A 16,332-nucleotide genomic window follows, 5' to 3' on the forward strand; every position below is an offset into this window, starting at 1 on the left:
TTTGCCCCCAGGGGTTGAAATACACCGGTAAGCGGACCATCTTCCGCTGAGAAACCGAGGATACCTATGTCTGGACAAACCCCTTTGCCTTCTACCGAGCTGGACCTGCCACTGCTGCCGCTGCGCGATGTGGTGGTGTTTCCGCATATGGTGATTCCGCTGTTCGTGGGGCGTGCCAAGAGCATCAAGGCTCTGGAGCTGGCCATGGAAGGCGACCGCCGCATCATGCTGGTGGCGCAGAAGACGGCCTCCAAGGACGAGCCTGCTGCGGAAGACATGTTTGATGTGGGCTGTGTCTCCACCATCTTGCAGATGCTCAAGCTGCCCGACGGCACCGTGAAGGTGCTGGTGGAAGGCCAACAGCGCGCGCTGGTCAAGCAGGTTGCCGATGAAGAGTCTCACTTCACTGCATCTGTGACGCCCGTGGAGCCCGAAGGCGATGCCCATGAGCAAAGCGAAATCGAAGCGTTGCGCCGCGCCGTGACCCAGCAGTTTGACCAGTACGTCAAACTCAACAAGAAAATTCCTCAGGAAATCCTGACTTCGATCGCCAGCATTGACGATGCCGGTCGTCTGACGGACACCATTGCGGCGCACCTGCCTCTCAAGCTCGAGAGCAAGCAGGCGGTGCTGGATCTGGTGGATATCAAGGAGCGTCTGGAAAACCTGTTCGAGCAACTCGAGCGCGAGGTCGATATCCTCAACGTCGACAAGCGCATCCGTGGCCGCGTCAAGCGCCAGATGGAGAAGAATCAGCGCGACTTCTATCTGAATGAGCAGGTCAAGGCCATCCAGAAGGAGTTGGGCGAGGGTGAGGACGGTGCCGACATCGAGGAGATCGAGAAAAAGATCAAGCTCGCCAAGATGCCTGCCGAGGCTCGCAAAAAGGCTGAGGCCGAACTCAAGAAGCTCAAGCTGATGTCCCCCATGTCGGCTGAAGCTTCGGTGGTGCGCAACTACATCGAAGTGCTGACCGGCCTGCCCTGGAGCAAGAAGACCAAGATCAAGCACAATCTGGCGAATGCCGAGGAAGTGCTGAACGAAGATCACTTTGGCCTGGAAAAGGTCAAGGACCGCATTCTTGAGTATCTTGCCGTGCAGCAGCGTGTGGACAAGGTCAAGGCGCCCATTCTGTGCCTGGTGGGTCCTCCCGGCGTGGGCAAGACCTCGCTGGGGCAGTCCATTGCCAAGGCCACAGGACGCAAGTACGTGCGCATGGCGCTGGGCGGCATGCGAGACGAGGCGGAGATTCGCGGTCACCGCCGTACCTATATTGGCGCCATGCCCGGCAAGGTGCTGCAGAGCCTGGAGAAGGTCGGTACGCGCAATCCCCTGTTCCTGCTGGACGAAATCGACAAGCTGGGCATGGACTTCCGTGGCGATCCTTCGAGCGCGCTGCTGGAAGTGCTGGACCCCGAACAGAACAACAAGTTTGGTGACCACTACGTGGAGGTCGACTTCGACCTGTCCGACGTGATGTTTGTGGCGACTTCCAACTCCATGAACATTCCTTCGGCCTTGCTGGATCGCATGGAGGTGATTCGTCTGTCGGGCTATACCGAAGACGAAAAAACCAATATCGCCATCCGCTATCTGCTGCCCAAGCAGATCACCAACAACGGCGTGAAGGACGGCGAGCTGGAAGTGACCGAAGCCGCGATTCGTGACATCGTGCGCTACTACACCCGCGAAGCGGGCGTGCGTTCGCTTGAGCGCGAGCTGTCCAAGATTTGCCGCAAGGTGGTCAAGGGCTTGCAACTTGGCAAGCTTCAGCCCAAGGTGGAGGTGAATGCCGACAACCTCAATGAATATCTGGGCGTGCGCAAGTTCAGCTATGGCCGTGCCGAGCATGCCAATCAGGTGGGGCAGGTTGTGGGTCTGGCCTGGACCGAAGTCGGCGGCGATCTGCTGACCATCGAAGCCGCCACCATGCCTGGCAAGGGCGTCATTACGCGCACAGGTTCTCTGGGCGATGTGATGAAGGAGTCGGTCGAAGCTGCTCGCACCGTGGTGCGCAGTCGCGCTCGTTTGCTTGGCATCAAGGATGAAGCCTTCGAGAAAAAGGACATCCATGTGCACGTGCCTGACGGCGCCACACCCAAGGATGGCCCCAGCGCCGGTGCAGCGATGACGACAGCTTTTGTCTCGGCTCTCACTGGCATTCCCGTGCGAGCTGATGTGGCCATGACCGGTGAAATCACCTTGCGCGGTGAAGTCACGGCGATCGGCGGCCTCAAGGAAAAGCTGCTGGCTGCTCTGCGCGGTGGTATCAAGACCGTGCTCATTCCTGAAGAGAATGCCAAGGATTTGCAGGACATTCCCGATAATGTGAAGAGCGGTCTGGAAATCGTTCCTGTGAAGTGGATCGATCAGGTTCTCAAGGTGGCCCTGGAGCGCGTGCCGGATCCTTTGACTGAGGAAGCTGTAGCCGCCGTGGCGTCCACCGATGCCAAGCCGGTAGAGGCGGCCATCAAGCATTGATGCTTGTTTTGTGAAAATTGTGGCGTTTTTTCTGGGAGGGCTCAGAACTGCGCTACAATTCATCCATCGCAGCAAACAACGTTGTACAATGTTGGGCTTCGGTAGATATGCGGGAATAGCTCAGTTGGTAGAGCGATACCTTGCCAAGGTATAGGTCGACGGTTCGAACCCGTTTTCCCGCTCCAGGTTTTAAGAACCTGTAGCAATACAGGTTCGCATCAGAAAGCGAAAGCTTTTTGAATGCGGGAATAGCTCAGTTGGTAGAGCGATACCTTGCCAAGGTATAGGTCGACGGTTCGAACCCGTTTTCCCGCTCCAGGTTTTCAGGGCCTGTAGCAATACAGGCTCGCATCAGAAAGCGAAAGCTTTTTGAATGCGGGAATAGCTCAGTTGGTAGAGCGATACCTTGCCAAGGTATAGGTCGACGGTTCGAACCCGTTTTCCCGCTCCAGGTTTTCAGAGCCTGTAGCAATACAGGTTCGCATCAGAAAGCGAAGGCTTTTTGAATGCGGGAATAGCTCAGTTGGTAGAGCGATACCTTGCCAAGGTATAGGTCGACGGTTCGAACCCGTTTTCCCGCTCCAGGTTTTTGTGATAGCGGCGCGATAGCAAAGCGGTTATGCCCCGGATTGCAAATCCGGTTAGACCAGTTCGACTCTGGTTCGCGCCTCCAAACTTGTGGCATAAGGCCCTGCAGATGAAAGTCTGCAGGGCTTTTTGCTTTGTGCGCTTGATGCCGAATCTGCGTCATCCGATTCAACTGCGGCCGTGCATTTCGGTATGAAAAAGCCCAGGGCATGCCTGGGCAACTGGGAGAAGGCTGGAGCGCCGCCTGCTTTCAGGCGGATTCGGCTACTTTGACAGACCGGCGCAATGTTCTGGCAGCTTCCACCATGTGCTGAAGTGCAGGAATCACTTCGGCCCACTGACGTGTCTTGAGGCCGCAGTCGGGGTTGACCCAGAGGCGTTCGGCGGGAATGCGTTCTGCTGCTTTCTGCATGAGCTGCACGATGCCTGCCTTGGTGGGAATATTGGGAGAGTGGATGTCATAGACGCCCGGGCCGATCTCATTGGGGTAATCGAAGTGCTCGAAGGCCTCAAGCAACTCCATGTCCGAGCGCGAAGTCTCTATGGTGATCACATCGGCGTCCATGGCTGCAATGGACGCAATGATGTCGTTGAACTCCGAATAGCACATGTGGGTGTGAATCTGGGTTTCATCGGCAACGCCATTGGCGCTGATGCGGAAGGACTCCACGGCCCAGTGCAGATATTCCTTCCATTGTGATTTGCGCAATGGCAAGCCCTCGCGCAATGCAGCCTCGTCGATCTGGATCACGCGCACGCCGGCTCTTTCCAGATCCAGTACTTCCGCGCGAATCGCCAGAGCCAGCTGATAGCAGGATGTGGCGCGCGGCTGGTCATCGCGCACGAATGACCAGTTCAGGATGGTGACCGGGCCCGTCAGCATTCCTTTCACGGGTTTGCGGGTCAAGGACTGGGCGTACTGGATCCATTCTGTCGTCATGGCCTTGGGGCGGCTGATGTCGCCGAACAGAATGGGCGGCTTGACGCAGCGCGAGCCATAGGACTGCACCCAGCCGAACTGGCTGAAGGCATAGCCGTCGAGCTGCTCGCCGAAATATTCGACCATGTCGTTGCGCTCGGCCTCGCCATGCACCAGCACGTCCAGCCCCAGAGCCTCCTGCTCTTGCACGCAGCGTTCAATCTCGGCACGCATGGCGCCTTGGTAGCGGGCGAAATCCAGGTGGCCGGCCTTGAATTCGCTGCGCGCCTGGCGTATCTCTGCCGTCTGGGGAAAAGAGCCGATGGTGGTGGTCGGAAAGGCTGGCAGCTTCAGCAGCCGGGATTGCTTGGGGGCGCGTGCTTCGTAGCTGCTCTGGCGCTGACCCAGCCTGGCGCTGATCTGCTTGACCGCAGCCTGCACCGCAGGATTGTGGACGCGATGCGATCTGCGGCGCGCGGCCAGAGCGGCAGCGTTGTCGGCCAGTTCGGCTGCGACAGCATCTCGGCCATCGCACAAAGCCTTGCCCAGCACGCGCAGCTCATCCAGTTTCTGCAGAGCATAGGCCAGCCAGGATTTGATGTCGGCATCCAGCCTTTGTTCGCTGTTCAGATCCACGGGTACATGCAGCAAGGAGCAGGATGGCGCAATCCAGAGGCGGTCGCCCAGGCGCTCTGCCAGCGGCTCCACCCAGTCCAGCACGGCAGCCAGATCGGTTTTCCATATATTGCGGCCGTTGATCACGCCGAGCGACAGCACCTTGTGCGCGGGCAGCAGCCCCAGCAGCTGTTGCACATCGTCCTGGCCGTTGATGGCATCGATGTGCAGGCCGGCTACAGGCAGGTTTGCTGCCAGATATTTGTTCTCGGCCAACTGGCCGAAATACGTGGCCAGCAGCAGCTTGATCTTGCTGCTTTTGAGGTGGTGGTATGCGGTGTTGAACGCATGTTGCCAGTCGGCATCGAGTTCGGTGATCAGGATGGGCTCGTCCATCTGCACCCATTCCACGCCCTGGGTCGCCAGCACATCCAGTAGTTGTGCATAGACGGGTAGCAGGCGTTGCAGCAGCTCCAGCTTGCCGGTGCCGTCCTTGGCCTTGCCCAGCGCCAGATAGGTGACGGGGCCTATGAGGACCGGTTTGGCCTGTATGCCTTGTGTCCTGGCTTCGGCCAGTTGTTCCAGCAGGCGCGACGCATCGAGCTTGAATTCGGTGGCTGAGCTGAACTCGGGCACGATGTAGTGGTAGTTGGTGTCAAACCACTTGGTCATCTCGCCCGCGGCGACGCCAGCACAGCAGTGGGTGTGGCCGGTACTGCGGGATTCGGTCGTGACCGCCGAACGGCCACGGGCTACGCGAAAGTAGTTGTCCAGCGCATCGCCTTCGAAGCCTTGCACCCGTTCGGGCAGATTGCCCAGTGTAAAGCTCATGTCCAGTACCTGGTCGTAGAACGCGAAGTCACCCACGGGAACCCAGCCCAGCTCTTGCTGAGCGGCCCAGTGGCGTTGGCGCAGCTCGGCGCCCAGCGCCTTGAGCACATCGCGCGAGGTTTCGCCTCTCCAGTAGGACTCCAGTGCGAACTTCAGTTCGCGCTTTGCACCGATGCGAGGAAAGCCCAGGTTGTGAATAGTCGTCATGCAGAAATCCAATCTAGTGATCTTTGGCCCATTGCCAGAGTGGCTAGGACCAGCGGACTGGATGTTCTTGGAATCGATGCATGAAGTAAAATGGTTGTTTCTCATGTATCCATGAATTGTGTTCACAGATGATTGAGCGTATCCATCTCGCCATCGTGCAAGAGGTTGAAAAACAAGGCTCTTTGACTGCGGCAGCCGATGTGCTGTGCGTCACCCAGTCCGCCCTGAGCCACAGCATGAGAAAGCTGGAAGCCCAGCTCGGCACCGATGTCTGGTTGCGTGAAGGGCGCAGCCTGCGCTTGACGCAGGCGGGTCAATACCTGCTGGCGGTGGCCAATCGCGTGCTTCCTCAGCTGGATCTGGCCGAGTCGCGTTTGCAGCAATTTGCCCTGGGAGAGCGCGGCAGCTTGCGCATCGGCATGGAATGCCATCCTTGCTATCAGTGGCTGCTGAAAATCGTCTCACCCTATCTGGCCGCCTGGCCCGATGTGGATGTGGACGTGAAGCAGAAGTTTCAGTTTGGCGGCATCGGTGCGCTGTTCGGCTATGAGATCGACATGCTGGTCACGCCCGATCCGCTGTTCAAGCCGGGTCTGCACTTCGAGCCCGTTTTTGACTATGAGCAGGTGCTGGTCGTGGCGGCGGATCACGCCCTGGCCCAGGCCGGCCATGTCAAGCCCGATGATCTGTCTCGCGAGGTGCTGATCACCTACCCCGTGGCCGTGGACCGGCTTGACATCTACACCCAGTTCTTGCTGCCCAAAGGCATTGCCCCCAGGCGCCATAAAACCATAGAGACCACCGACATCATGATGCAGATGGTCGCCAGCGGCCGGGGTGTCGCGGCCCTGCCGCGCTGGCTGGCTCTGGAATATGCCGAAAAGATGGCAGTCGTACCCGTGAAGCTGGGCAGCAAGGGGATAGCAAAGCAAATCTACCTCGGTGCGCGCGAGTCAGAGTTGCATACCGACTATCTACAGGCCTTTATTGCGCTGGCACGAGCACCTGGCCTGGCTTTGCCGGCTGCGGCACCCTCTCAGAAAGACTCTTGAAAAGATAGCTGCAATCGATTGCTGGATAAGCAATGGTGGCTGATTCATAGGTTGATGGCTGTCATTCCCGGTGCCGACGCCCGGTCGGCTTGCCGTCCGGCTTGCACGCCCCACAGCCACATGGCGCCGCCCGCCAGCAGTGTCAGCACAAACGATTGCTGTGCGCCCCAGTGGTCGATCAGCCAGCCGGCAGCGGCTGCACCCAGGGCCACGCCGCTGGCGAGGCCGGTCAGCAGCCAGGTCATGCCCTCGGTCAGGCGGTTGGCTTGTACTTGCTGCTCCACCAGGCTCATGGCTACTGTAATCGTCGGGCCAAAGGTAATGCCTGCCAGCAGCACGGCCAGCGTCAGCGCGGTCAGATTGCTGGCCAGGAGCAAGGGCAGGGCGGAGATGGCGACCGATGCTCCAACCCAGACGATCTGGCGGCTGAGCGGCATCTGCAGGCGCAGCGTGCCAAACAGCAAGCCCATGGCGCAGGAGCCCAGTGCATAGAAGGACAGCACCACACTGGCCATGCCAGGCTGGCCCTGGGCCGTGGCGAAGGCCACGCTGGCCACGTCGATCACGCCCACGATGACGCCTTGCGCCAGCATGAATAGTGCCAGCGTGCGCACCACAGGCTGGCGCAGCATCGACGACGACCTGTCTTTTTCCGAGCCTGTGTGCTGGCTGACAGGTGGTTCGGTACGGCGTTGCACCACAAACAGGCCTACGCCGATGATGAGGAACAGCGCCGCAGCCAGCGGGCCGGCCTCGGGGAACAGCAGCATGCTGAGGCCCACCGACAGCGGCGGGCCGACGATAAAGGCCAGATCGTCGAGCACGCCTTCCAGCGCAAACGCGGTCTGCAACTGAGGCGTGCCGCTGTAGATTGCCGTCCAGCGGGCGCGGACCATGGCCGGCATGCTGGGCAGGCTGCCCACGGCAGCGGCCAGCACCAGCAGCAGCCAGTCCGGCCCTTGCCAGTGGGCACAGGCCAGCAGGGCCAGCATCGACAGCGCACTGCTGGCGGCTGCAAACGGCAGCACCCTGAACTGGCCGTAACGGTCAACCAGCGCCGAGATGCGCGGTGCCAGAACGGCAATCGACAGCGCGAAACAGGCCGACACCATGCCTGCCAGCGTGTAGGCGCTGCGCTGCTGCGACAGCATGGTGATCAAGCCAATCCCCGTCATCGACAGCGGCAGTCGCGCCAGCAGCCCGGCCAGCACAAAGCCCGTGCTGCCCGGCGCCGTGAACAGCTTGCGGTAAGCATTCAACATGGAAACCCTTGCATAGATTCATTTGCATACATTGTGTATGCGAGTGACATTCTAGGAGCTTGGGATGTAGCGCGTATGATTGGCATACGCTTTGTATGTGAATATTGCCGGGAGTTCGCAGTGACCCAAGTCCGCCAGAGTCGTGCCAGCATGATCGAAGCCACGCGGGCCAAGCTGATCAGCGCGGCGCGCAGCGCTTTCGCCCAGCATGGCTACGCCCAGGCAGCCATGGACGAGCTGACCGCGCAGGCGGGTCTGACGCGCGGCGCGCTCTATCACCACTTTGGTGGCAAGCCCGGTCTGCTGGCTGCCGTGGTGGCGCAGATGGATGAAGAAATGGACCAACGGCTGGAGCTTGTGCTGCGAGGCCATGCCGATCCATGGGAAGGCTTTCTGGCCTATTGCCGGGCCTATCTGGCCATGGCGCAGGAGGCTGAGATTCGTCGCATCGTGCTGCAGGATGCGCGCTCCGTACTCACCGGTACCGACCAGGGGCAGCAGCACCAGCAATGCATTGCTTTTATCGCCGGTTTTTTGCAGCAACTCATCGACAAGGGCGTCATCGTGAATGCCAGTGCAGCGGCGCTGGCAAGGTTGCTCAACGGCTGCCTGATCGAAGCGGCGTTCTGGATTGCCGAGGAGGGTGCTCCACCCGAGCGCCTGAACGAGGCCTTGCAGGCGCTCGATTTGATGCTGCAAGGCTGGAAGGCGGCGTGATCCATTGTCAGGGCCGTGCTGCAGCCATGCCTGCTGCTGCGTTGCCGACAGTAGCCGGAATGAGGATCGTTTGACTGCCTGGGTATTCTCGAGATGAGGACATCAGCGATTTTGTGCAAGCGAACAATCCGGAATTTGCAAAGAGTCCGGGCTCGGAGGCTTTACCGGGAGCCGCGACCGGCCGCATTCGAGTTGTCCGAGGTCTTCAGCGCGCATCAGCGATCACGCTGATGCAGCAAGTCAGGCCGGCAGGTAAGGCGAGATATTGGCGATGGCCCGGGCCATATAGACATCTTTTTCACCCACCGGGGCCACGTAATGCAATGCACTCCTGGCGGCCTCTATCCCCTCGACACGGGCAATAAGCCATGCGGCAAGGTATTGCGCTGCCAGGCAGCCTCCAGCGGTAGCCACGTTGCCGTTCGCGAAGAAGGGCTGCTCCAGCACGCGTATGCCAGCTTCTTCAACCCAGGGCCTGGTTGTCAGGTCGGTACACGCCATCACGCCATCCAGCAGGCCGAGCTTGGCCAGTATCAGCGTGCCGGAGCACTGTGCGGCAATCAGTTGCCGTGAAGGGTCCAGCCTGAGCCTTGACATGAGGTCGGCATTGCGCGCGACCTCACGCGTTTGCACTCCGCTGCCCACGATGACCGCATCTGCAGCACCTGCATCCTCCAGAGTGGCTTGGGCTTCGATGACCACTCCGTTCATTGACTTGACGCGTGCGCTCGGGCAGGCAATCGACACTCGCCAACCGGGTCGTTTGATGCGGTTGAGTATGCCTAGGGAAATGAGTGAATCAAGCTCGTTGAAGCCTTCGAAAGTCAGGATTGCGATATGCATTGGGATGTTCCGGATGTGAACTTGTATCGATGGTCATGCTAGAGGTGGAATTCAATACACTCAAATAATTGTCATGGATACAGGTTCTATATGCCGATTGCCCGATACAAGCAGCTGGTGGACCAACTAGCCTCGGAAATTCGCGAAGGCCGGCTGGCACCGGGCACACGCCTGCCCACCCACCGGCAACTGGCATCCCGGGAAGGACTGGCCCTGGTCACGGCGACTCGTGTCTATGCCGAACTGCAGGCCATGGGCCTGGTCAGCGGCGAGACGGGGCGAGGAACTTTTGTGCGCGAAACAGCGCTGCCACGTGGCCTTGGTATCGACCAGCATGCCACTGCGATAGGCATGCTGGACCTGAACTTCAACGCTCCGGCTCTTCCTGGTCAAGCCGAGTTGTTGCGCTCCGCTTTGCGTCAACTTGCCGCCAGTGGAGATTTGGAGGCGCTGCTGCGTTATCAGCCGCACGGCGGCCGGGCCCATGAGCGAGCGGCTATCGCCCTATACCTTGAAAACCGTAGGCTGACGGTTCCTGCCGAACAGGTGCTTATCGTGGATGGAGCGCAGCATGGCCTCGCAAGCACGGCCATGGCATTGCTGCAACCTGGCGATGTAGTGGCGGTTGACGCTTTGAGTTACCCGGGCTTCAAAGTGTTGGCGCAACAGCTGAGGCTTGAACTGATTGCCATTCCGGCAGCTGGTTCGGGGCCGGATCTCGACGCGCTGGAGTTGCTGTGCCAACGCCGCAAGGTGCGCGCGGTCTATGCAATGCCGACTCTCCATAACCCGCTTGGATGGGTGATGAGCATCAACCGACGTCATGCATTTGCAGCGTTGATCCGTCGCCATGGTCTGTTGCTGATCGAAGATGCCGCGTATGCTTTTCTTGCGCAGGATGCACCACCGCCCCTGGCCGCGCTGCTGCCTGAGTCCACGGTATATGTCTCAGGCTTTTCCAAGAGTGTCGCCACGGGTTTGCGGGTGGGCTTCGTGGCTGCACCGGCAGCCTGGATATCTCGGATAGAACGAGCTATACGCGCAACGACCTGGAACACCCCCGGAGTCATGACCGCCATGGTTGTGAGTTGGTTGAGAGACGGGACTGTTGCTAGGCTGGAAGCTCAGAAGCGAGAGGATGCCCAGATGCGTCAGAAACAGGTGACGCAGGTCTTCAAGGGGCTGCCCTGTATGCGCCACCCCAGTTCGTATTTTGTCTGGCTCCCCATGCCTGAAGATCTGAGAGCCGATCAGGTCGCGATGGCACTGCAGACTGCAGGAATTTCCGTGTCAACGGCCGAACCCTTTGCCACTGGCGTGCAAGTGCCGCAAGCACTGCGGCTGGCCTTGGGGTCGGTGCCGCTCGAAAAACTGCGGCATGCCTTGATGCAGGTCAGGCTGGCGCTGGATGGAGCCGCGCTGCAATAGACGACAGCGCCCAGAGCTCCCTGCGCAACCGGTTCGGGGCTGCCGGCCATGGTCACACCGCCCTGAAAACATGGCATGCGACGCCTGATGTATCAACGTTGCACGCGATTCAGGCGCGGGTCCGGAAACCGGATTACTGGTACTTTTGCTCCAGCCCATCCCAGAAGTCCTTGTTCACCAGCCGCTGGCGCTCAAGGAAGGGTGCGACGATGGCGGGGTCTTCATCGACCTTGTGATCGTCGCGCAGCAGCGTCAGGCACTTTTGCATGCCGGCTACGGCCCCTTGCAGTGCGGCATTGGCGTAGAGAACAAAGCCATAGCCCAACTCGCCCAGTTCGTCGGCGTTGAAGATGGGGGTCTTGCCGCCGATGACCATATTCATGAGCTGGGGAGCTTGCAGACGCAGCGGCAGGGCGCGCACTTCTTCGGCCTGGGTGACGGCTTCGACAAACAGGATGTCGGCGCCGGCTTCTTGAAACTGCTGAGCGCGCTCGATGGCGGCCTCGAAGCCGTGGACGGCGGCCGCGTCGGTACGGGCCATGATGAGAGTGCCGCTGTCGCGGCGCGCATCGACGGCGGCCTTGATCTTGCCCAGCATTTCGCTGGTTTCGATCACGGCCTTGCCATTGAAGTGGCCGCAGCGCTTGGGGCTGACCTGGTCTTCGAGCTGAATGCAGTCGGCACCGGCACGCTCCAGCGTGCGCACGGCATGGTAGGTGTTGACGGCGTTGCCAAAGCCGGTGTCGGCATCAACCAGCAGCGGAACCTCCACGGCGTCGCGGATGCGGGCCGTATGGTCGGCGATATCGCTGAGACCCATGAAACCCTGGTCGGGCATGCCGAACCACATATTGGTCACGCCAGCACCGGTCACATAGATGGCTTCAAAGCCCAGATCGGCAATCAGCCGCGCCGACATGGCGTTGAAGGCTCCGGGAACGATGACGCCGCGGCGGGCATCGGCCAGGGCTTTGAGTTGTTGTTTGGGGTTCATGAGATTTCTTGATAAAAAAGACTCTGATGCTTATCTGCCCTGCGCGGCCGGCCGTCAGCCTTGACGAGGCAGGGCGCTGCCTGGCAGCAGCCGCCTCGCGCCCAGGGCTGCGAAGCGGCTCAGGGGGATTAGTCCAGCGAAATATTCGCGTTCTTGATCACGGGCCCCCACTTGGCGCGTTCGGCTTCCAGGTATTTGCCATAGGCCTGGGGCGTGCCGCCCATGATCTGGCCGCCGCTGCTTTCGATCATCTGGCGCAGAGACTTGTCGGTCTTGAGCGCTTCGTTGACGGCCTGGTTGAGCTTGGCCACCACGGCGTCGGGCGTGCCGGCCGGCGCAATCATGCCGAGCCAGTTGTACGACTCAAAGCCCTTGACCCCGGCTTCGTCCAGCGTGGGCACCTCGGGCAGCACGGCCAGACGGGTCTTGCTGGAGACGGCCAGGGCATTGATCTTTTTGGCCTTGATGGAAGGCAGGGCCGAGTAACCCATCTCGAACATCATGGCCAGATGGCCGCCCATGAGGTCGGTGGCCGCCAGCGAGCCGCCCTTGTAGGGCACATGGGTCAGCTGGGTCTGGGTCTGGTAGGCGAGCAACTCGCCCGACAGGTGGTGGGCCCCGCCCACGCCCGAGGAGCCATAGGTCAGATCGCCGGGCTTGGCCTTGGCATGGGCCAGCAGTTGCTGCACGCTCTTGAAAGGCTGGTTGGGAGCGGTGGTCAGAAACAGGGGAGCCTGCTCGATGAGGATGATGGGCTTGAACGCCGTCCTGGCGTCATAAGGCATCTTCTTCATCAGCATGGGGTTGGTGACCAGGGGGCCGGGCGAGCCGAAGCCGAAGGTGTGGCCGTCGTTGGCCTTGGCGATGGCATCCGTACCCGTCACGCCGCCGGCACCGCCACGGTTGTCGATGATCACGGGCTGGCCCAGCACCTTGCCCAGTGAGTCGGCGATCAGACGCGCGCGCGTATCGGCATAGCCGCCTGCCGCATAGGGCACGATGAGCTTGACGGTGCGGGTGGGCCAGGCTTCAGAACCCTGAGCCAGAGCGGCAGAGGAGCCGCCCAGCAAGGCGGTGGTGGCGGCGGCGTAGGCAGTGGCGTGGAGCAAGGCGTTTCTACGGGAAATCATGAATCAGCTCTCAGTACTGTTTTTAGGGTTCAGCGTGTACAGGTCATACGCTGGTCGCTATGTTTTTTGTGAATCTTATTTTTCCTGCATATGAGCTGCCTTGACGATCTCGCCCAGGCGCTTGCGCTCGGCATCGGTAAACTTCACGAACTCCGCACGAGTGCCGCCAACCGGCTCGATGCCCAGGCCCTTGAGCTTCTCGACGGTGGCAGGCTCCTTCATGGCCTTGTCCACGGCAGCAGCCAGCTTGTCCAGAATGGCGGGTGGCGTGCCCTTGGGGGCATGAATGCCGGCCCAATGCGCGATCTGCAGGTCGGCAAAGCCCTGCTCCACGGCGGTGGAGAGCTGCGGGTAGGCGGAGATGCGCTGGGTCCAGGTCGTGGCCAGAGGTTTGAACTTGCCCTCATGAATGATGTGCGGCAGCGCGATGATGCTGGCTTCGGACGTGCCTTCGACTTGGCCGCCCAGCACGGCCGTGGTGCTTTCCGAGCCGCTCTTGTAGGGCACGGGCTGCAGCTTGGCGCCGTATTTCACATTCAGCATCTCTGCCACGAAGTGCGGTGTGCTGCCTGTGCCTGCGGTGGCAAAGTTGAAGCCAGCACCTTTCTTCGAGGCTTCGACGAAGTCGCGCAGATTGTTATAGGGTGCGTTCTTGGGCACCACGATCACCGAAGGCGCTAGGCCGATCATCACCACGGGCTGCAGCGCATCATCCTTGAAAGGCATGGTCTTCTTGATCATGCTGTTGGAGATGACGCCGGCCGCGCTGACCAGCAGGGTGTAGCCATCGGGCTGGGCCTTGGCCACGATATCGGCACCCACGGTGCCACCTGCGCCGGGGCGATTGTCGATCACCACGGGTTGGCCGAGGATCTTGGAGGCGCCTTCGGCCGCCGAGCGAGCCATCAAGTCATTGGCGCCGCCTGCGGAAAACGGCACCACGAGGCGAATCGGGCGCGTGGGCCAGTCGGCGGCCTGGGCCAGACCAGCTGCGCCCAGCACGGAAAGAGTCAAGGCCTGGGCAACAAGATTGCGACGGTTCAAAAACATGGGTATCTCCTGGATCCAAATCCCTATTGGTATGGGCTGTTACTGCAAGCACTGTGCCAGTCGGGTTTAGGGAAAACCCTTTGGATATCAAGTGCTTGAAATCATTGGAATTTCTGTGGTTTTGTGGAGTGCCGGCTCGGGGTGGTGTATGGGTTTTATTTCAATAATGAAATAATTGTTTTCATGAATGAAACAGATTCGATATCGAACGAAGGCTTCAAACGGATGCCGGCAGCCGGCCAGCTGCATTTGCCGCACATCGTCACCGTAGGCCGCTACCGTGTGGGGCGGGTGTTGGAGCGGCTGGCACAGCCCTGGTCGGGCGAGGCCAGGTTCTCGCATATCTCGGCCTCCTTCGACGATGCGGTGGCCCAGGTGCAGGCGCTCAATCTGCGCCAGCCCATCGATGCCCTGGTGGGGGCGGGAGCCAGTGGAGCCTGGATTCGAGAGCGCGTGGACATTCCGCTGGCCATGGTAGAAGTGCGTGGCCTGGATCTGCTGCAGGCGCTGCGCCAGGCCAAGTTGCAGACCACCGAAGAAGCTCCGCGCGTGGGTCTGGTCAACTTCGAGGTGCCGTCTCCCGTGGTGGCCCAGTTCGACAGCCTGTTCGGCCTGGGTCTGGTCCAGATCGCCTATCAAGGTCCGCATGACGCGCAGGCCTGCGTGCAGAAACTCAGGGCGTCGGGCGTTGGAGCCGTGGTGGCGCCGGGGCTGGTGGCCGATCTGGCTGAGCAGGCGGGCATGGCCAGCGTTTTGCTGTATTCCGATATTTCGGTGCGTCAGGCGCTCAGCGACGCCATGCTGCTGGCCCGTCATCGACGTGCCGAGCGCGACCGGCATCAAAGGCTGGAAACCGTGTTACACCAACTGCAGGACGGTGTGGCTGCCGTGGACGAGCGCGGTCGCATCTGCGCGCTGAACCCACGCATGGCCGCCTTGCTCGGGGCTCCGGTCGAGGCCTTGCATGGCCGCATGCTGGACGAGGTGGCTCCGTCCCTGGGCACGGCCCGAGCACTGGCGGGCGAGGAGGGTGGAGAAGAGGTGGTGCAATTGGCCCTGCGTACCCTGGTGGTGCGACGTGCGCCAATTGTGGAGAACGGGCTGGTGACCGGCGCTTTGCTGGTCTGCCGCGATCCCGCCGTCATCCAGCGGGCCGATCGCAGCCTGCGCGCCAGTCAGCGGCAAAGAGCCGCCGGTGTGCGCTGGCGCATTGAGGACTATCTGGGCAGCAGCCCCGCTGCACAGCGCGTGCGACTGCTGGCCAGGCAGTACGCGAACAGCGATGCGACGGTGCTCATCCTGGGGGAAAGCGGGACAGGCAAGGAGCTGGTGGCGCAAGGCATTCACAGCGCGGGACGGCGTGCGGAGCAGCCGTTTCTGGCGGTCAACTGCGCGGCGCTCAGCGAAAGCCTGCTGGAGAGCGAGCTGTTCGGTTACGAGGAGGGCGCTTTCACCGGGGCCAGGCGCGGCGGCAAGACCGGGCTGATCGAGGCTGCGCATACCGGGACCCTGTTTCTCGATGAAATCGGCGACATGCCGTTGGCGCTGCAATCTCGGCTGTTGCGCGTGCTGCAGGAGCGCGAGGTGCTGCGCGTAGGTTCCACCACGCCGATTCCCGTGGATGTGCGCGTGATTGCCGCCACCCATGCGGATCTGGCGGATCAGGTGGAACGCGGTCGGTTTCGGCGTGATCTCTACTACCGGCTGGCGGTGCTGCGCCTGAGCACGCCATCGCTGCAAACGCGTGGTGCCGGCGATGTCGCGGAACTGGGCCGCGCCATGCTGGCTCAGCGCCTGAGCGCTGCAAGCGGGCTACCCCGCGCACTGCGTGACAGAGTGGAGCAGCAGCTCGATGCACTGCTGGCCAGGGCTGCGGCGCATGACTGGCCTGGCAATGTCCGTGAACTGGACAACTGGGTGGAGCGCCTGCTGGCCTGCAGCGATTACCTGGGCTCAGGCCGGGGTGGCCTTCTGGATATGGCGCGCTTGCTTGAAGTCTTCCCGGAGTGCGCCGACGGCCTGACTCTGGCCGAGCCTGTCGCCGCCCGGCAGGCACAGCTCAGAGACGCGGGGCGCCTTGCCGAACAGAAGCGATTGAGCGAGGTGCTGGAGTCGGTCGGTGGCAATCAGCGCCAGGCCTGTGAAATTCTCGGCATCAGCAGGGCCACTTTGTGGCGGCGCATGAAGGCTTAGCGGCGTTGCTGCGTCGGTGCCA

11 protein-coding genes and 5 tRNA genes are annotated in these 16,332 nt (G+C 61.0%); 10 read left to right on the top strand and 6 right to left on the bottom strand.

Features of this window, described 5'->3' with window-relative positions; all coding sequences use genetic code 11:
* Positions 1–66 precede the first annotated feature (66 nt).
* From lon to CTR2_RS06580, 6 genes are all read left to right on the top strand, one after another.
* The gene (lon, locus tag CTR2_RS06555) at positions 67–2,481 is read left to right on the top strand and encodes an endopeptidase La (RefSeq protein ID WP_087086050.1); all 2,415 of its coding nucleotides are present in this window, start codon (positions 67–69) and stop codon (positions 2,479–2,481) included.
* 109 nt (positions 2,482–2,590) lie between these two features.
* Positions 2,591–2,666, top strand: a tRNA-Gly gene (locus tag CTR2_RS06560).
* A gap of 57 nt (positions 2,667–2,723) precedes the next feature.
* Positions 2,724–2,799: transfer RNA gene (locus tag CTR2_RS06565), tRNA-Gly, on the top strand.
* A 57-nt stretch (positions 2,800–2,856) separates the two neighbouring features.
* Positions 2,857–2,932: transfer RNA gene (locus CTR2_RS06570), tRNA-Gly, on the top strand.
* Positions 2,933–2,989: 57 nt separating this feature from the next.
* A tRNA-Gly gene (locus CTR2_RS06575) sits at positions 2,990–3,065 on the top strand.
* A 15-nt stretch (positions 3,066–3,080) separates the two neighbouring features.
* Positions 3,081–3,154, top strand: a tRNA-Cys gene (locus tag CTR2_RS06580).
* Between the two features lie 165 nt (positions 3,155–3,319).
* On the opposite strand, the gene metE is transcribed toward CTR2_RS06580, so the two are convergent.
* The gene (gene metE / locus CTR2_RS06585) at positions 3,320–5,641 is read right to left on the bottom strand and encodes a 5-methyltetrahydropteroyltriglutamate--homocysteine S-methyltransferase (protein WP_087086049.1); all 2,322 of its coding nucleotides are present in this window, start codon (positions 5,639–5,641) and stop codon (positions 3,320–3,322) included.
* A gap of 128 nt (positions 5,642–5,769) precedes the next feature.
* Between metE and CTR2_RS06590 the strand changes: the two genes are divergently transcribed.
* The gene (locus CTR2_RS06590) at positions 5,770–6,693 is read left to right on the top strand and encodes a LysR family transcriptional regulator (protein WP_087086048.1); all 924 of its coding nucleotides are present in this window, start codon (positions 5,770–5,772) and stop codon (positions 6,691–6,693) included.
* 44 nt (positions 6,694–6,737) lie between these two features.
* Here the strand turns inward: CTR2_RS06590 and CTR2_RS06595 are convergent, their stop codons facing one another.
* On the bottom strand, positions 6,738–7,955 hold the full coding sequence (locus CTR2_RS06595) for an MFS transporter (protein WP_087086047.1): 1,218 nt from the start codon (positions 7,953–7,955) through the stop codon (positions 6,738–6,740).
* Between the two features lie 150 nt (positions 7,956–8,105).
* Between CTR2_RS06595 and CTR2_RS06600 the strand changes: the two genes are divergently transcribed.
* Complete coding sequence (locus CTR2_RS06600; RefSeq protein WP_087086046.1) at positions 8,106–8,672, top strand: TetR/AcrR family transcriptional regulator; 567 nt, start codon at positions 8,106–8,108, stop codon at positions 8,670–8,672.
* A 240-nt stretch (positions 8,673–8,912) separates the two neighbouring features.
* Here the strand turns inward: CTR2_RS06600 and CTR2_RS06605 are convergent, their stop codons facing one another.
* The gene (locus tag CTR2_RS06605) at positions 8,913–9,515 is read right to left on the bottom strand and encodes a DJ-1/PfpI family protein (protein WP_087086045.1); all 603 of its coding nucleotides are present in this window, start codon (positions 9,513–9,515) and stop codon (positions 8,913–8,915) included.
* Positions 9,516–9,605: 90 nt separating this feature from the next.
* On the opposite strand from CTR2_RS06605, the gene CTR2_RS06610 reads away from it, so the two are divergent.
* Positions 9,606–10,943, top strand: a complete 1,338-nt coding sequence (locus CTR2_RS06610; protein ID WP_087086044.1) for an aminotransferase-like domain-containing protein — start codon at positions 9,606–9,608, stop codon at positions 10,941–10,943.
* Positions 10,944–11,076: 133 nt separating this feature from the next.
* Here the strand turns inward: CTR2_RS06610 and CTR2_RS06615 are convergent, their stop codons facing one another.
* The 3 genes from CTR2_RS06615 to CTR2_RS06625 all read right to left on the bottom strand — a co-directional run bounded on the left by CTR2_RS06615 (position 11,077) and on the right by CTR2_RS06625 (position 14,117).
* Positions 11,077–11,937: an isocitrate lyase/PEP mutase family protein gene (locus tag CTR2_RS06615; protein ID WP_087086043.1), complete on the bottom strand. Its 861-nt coding sequence runs from the start codon at positions 11,935–11,937 to the stop codon at positions 11,077–11,079.
* 128 nt (positions 11,938–12,065) lie between these two features.
* Positions 12,066–13,067 carry a Bug family tripartite tricarboxylate transporter substrate binding protein gene (locus CTR2_RS06620; protein ID WP_176391783.1) on the bottom strand — a complete coding sequence of 334 codons (1,002 nt, stop codon included), beginning with the start codon at positions 13,065–13,067 and terminating at the stop codon, positions 12,066–12,068.
* Between the two features lie 75 nt (positions 13,068–13,142).
* On the bottom strand, positions 13,143–14,117 hold the full coding sequence (locus CTR2_RS06625; RefSeq protein ID WP_087086041.1) for a Bug family tripartite tricarboxylate transporter substrate binding protein: 975 nt from the start codon (positions 14,115–14,117) through the stop codon (positions 13,143–13,145).
* A 183-nt stretch (positions 14,118–14,300) separates the two neighbouring features.
* Between CTR2_RS06625 and prpR the strand changes: the two genes are divergently transcribed.
* A complete protein-coding gene (prpR, locus tag CTR2_RS06630; RefSeq protein WP_087086040.1) occupies positions 14,301–16,310 on the top strand; it encodes a propionate catabolism operon regulatory protein PrpR in 2,010 nt (669 codons plus the stop codon).
* The last annotated feature ends 22 nt before the right edge of the window (positions 16,311–16,332 follow it).

Origin of the sequence: Comamonas thiooxydans, assembly GCF_002157685.2 — a bacterium.
Classification (GTDB): Bacteria; Pseudomonadota; Gammaproteobacteria; order Burkholderiales; family Burkholderiaceae_C; genus Comamonas; species Comamonas testosteroni_H.

What these genes read in the sequence shown, in the direction of transcription:
- CTR2_RS06610 (WP_087086044.1), top strand. Translation starts at nt 9,606, where the DNA reads ATGCCGATTGCCCGATACAAGCAGCTGGTGGACCAACTAGCCTCGGAA.
- metE (WP_087086049.1), bottom strand. Translation starts at nt 5,641, where the DNA reads ATGACGACTATTCACAACCTGGGCTTTCCTCGCATCGGTGCAAAGCGC.
- CTR2_RS06595 (WP_087086047.1), bottom strand. Translation starts at nt 7,955, where the DNA reads ATGTTGAATGCTTACCGCAAGCTGTTCACGGCGCCGGGCAGCACGGGC.
- CTR2_RS06625 (WP_087086041.1), bottom strand. Translation starts at nt 14,117, where the DNA reads ATGTTTTTGAACCGTCGCAATCTTGTTGCCCAGGCCTTGACTCTTTCC.
- prpR (WP_087086040.1), top strand. Translation starts at nt 14,301, where the DNA reads ATGAATGAAACAGATTCGATATCGAACGAAGGCTTCAAACGGATGCCG.
- CTR2_RS06605 (WP_087086045.1), bottom strand. Translation starts at nt 9,515, where the DNA reads ATGCATATCGCAATCCTGACTTTCGAAGGCTTCAACGAGCTTGATTCA.
- CTR2_RS06600 (WP_087086046.1), top strand. Translation starts at nt 8,106, where the DNA reads ATGATCGAAGCCACGCGGGCCAAGCTGATCAGCGCGGCGCGCAGCGCT.
- lon (WP_087086050.1), top strand. Translation starts at nt 67, where the DNA reads ATGTCTGGACAAACCCCTTTGCCTTCTACCGAGCTGGACCTGCCACTG.
- CTR2_RS06620 (WP_176391783.1), bottom strand. Translation starts at nt 13,067, where the DNA reads ATGATTTCCCGTAGAAACGCCTTGCTCCACGCCACTGCCTACGCCGCC.
- CTR2_RS06615 (WP_087086043.1), bottom strand. Translation starts at nt 11,937, where the DNA reads ATGAACCCCAAACAACAACTCAAAGCCCTGGCCGATGCCCGCCGCGGC.
- CTR2_RS06590 (WP_087086048.1), top strand. Translation starts at nt 5,770, where the DNA reads ATGATTGAGCGTATCCATCTCGCCATCGTGCAAGAGGTTGAAAAACAA.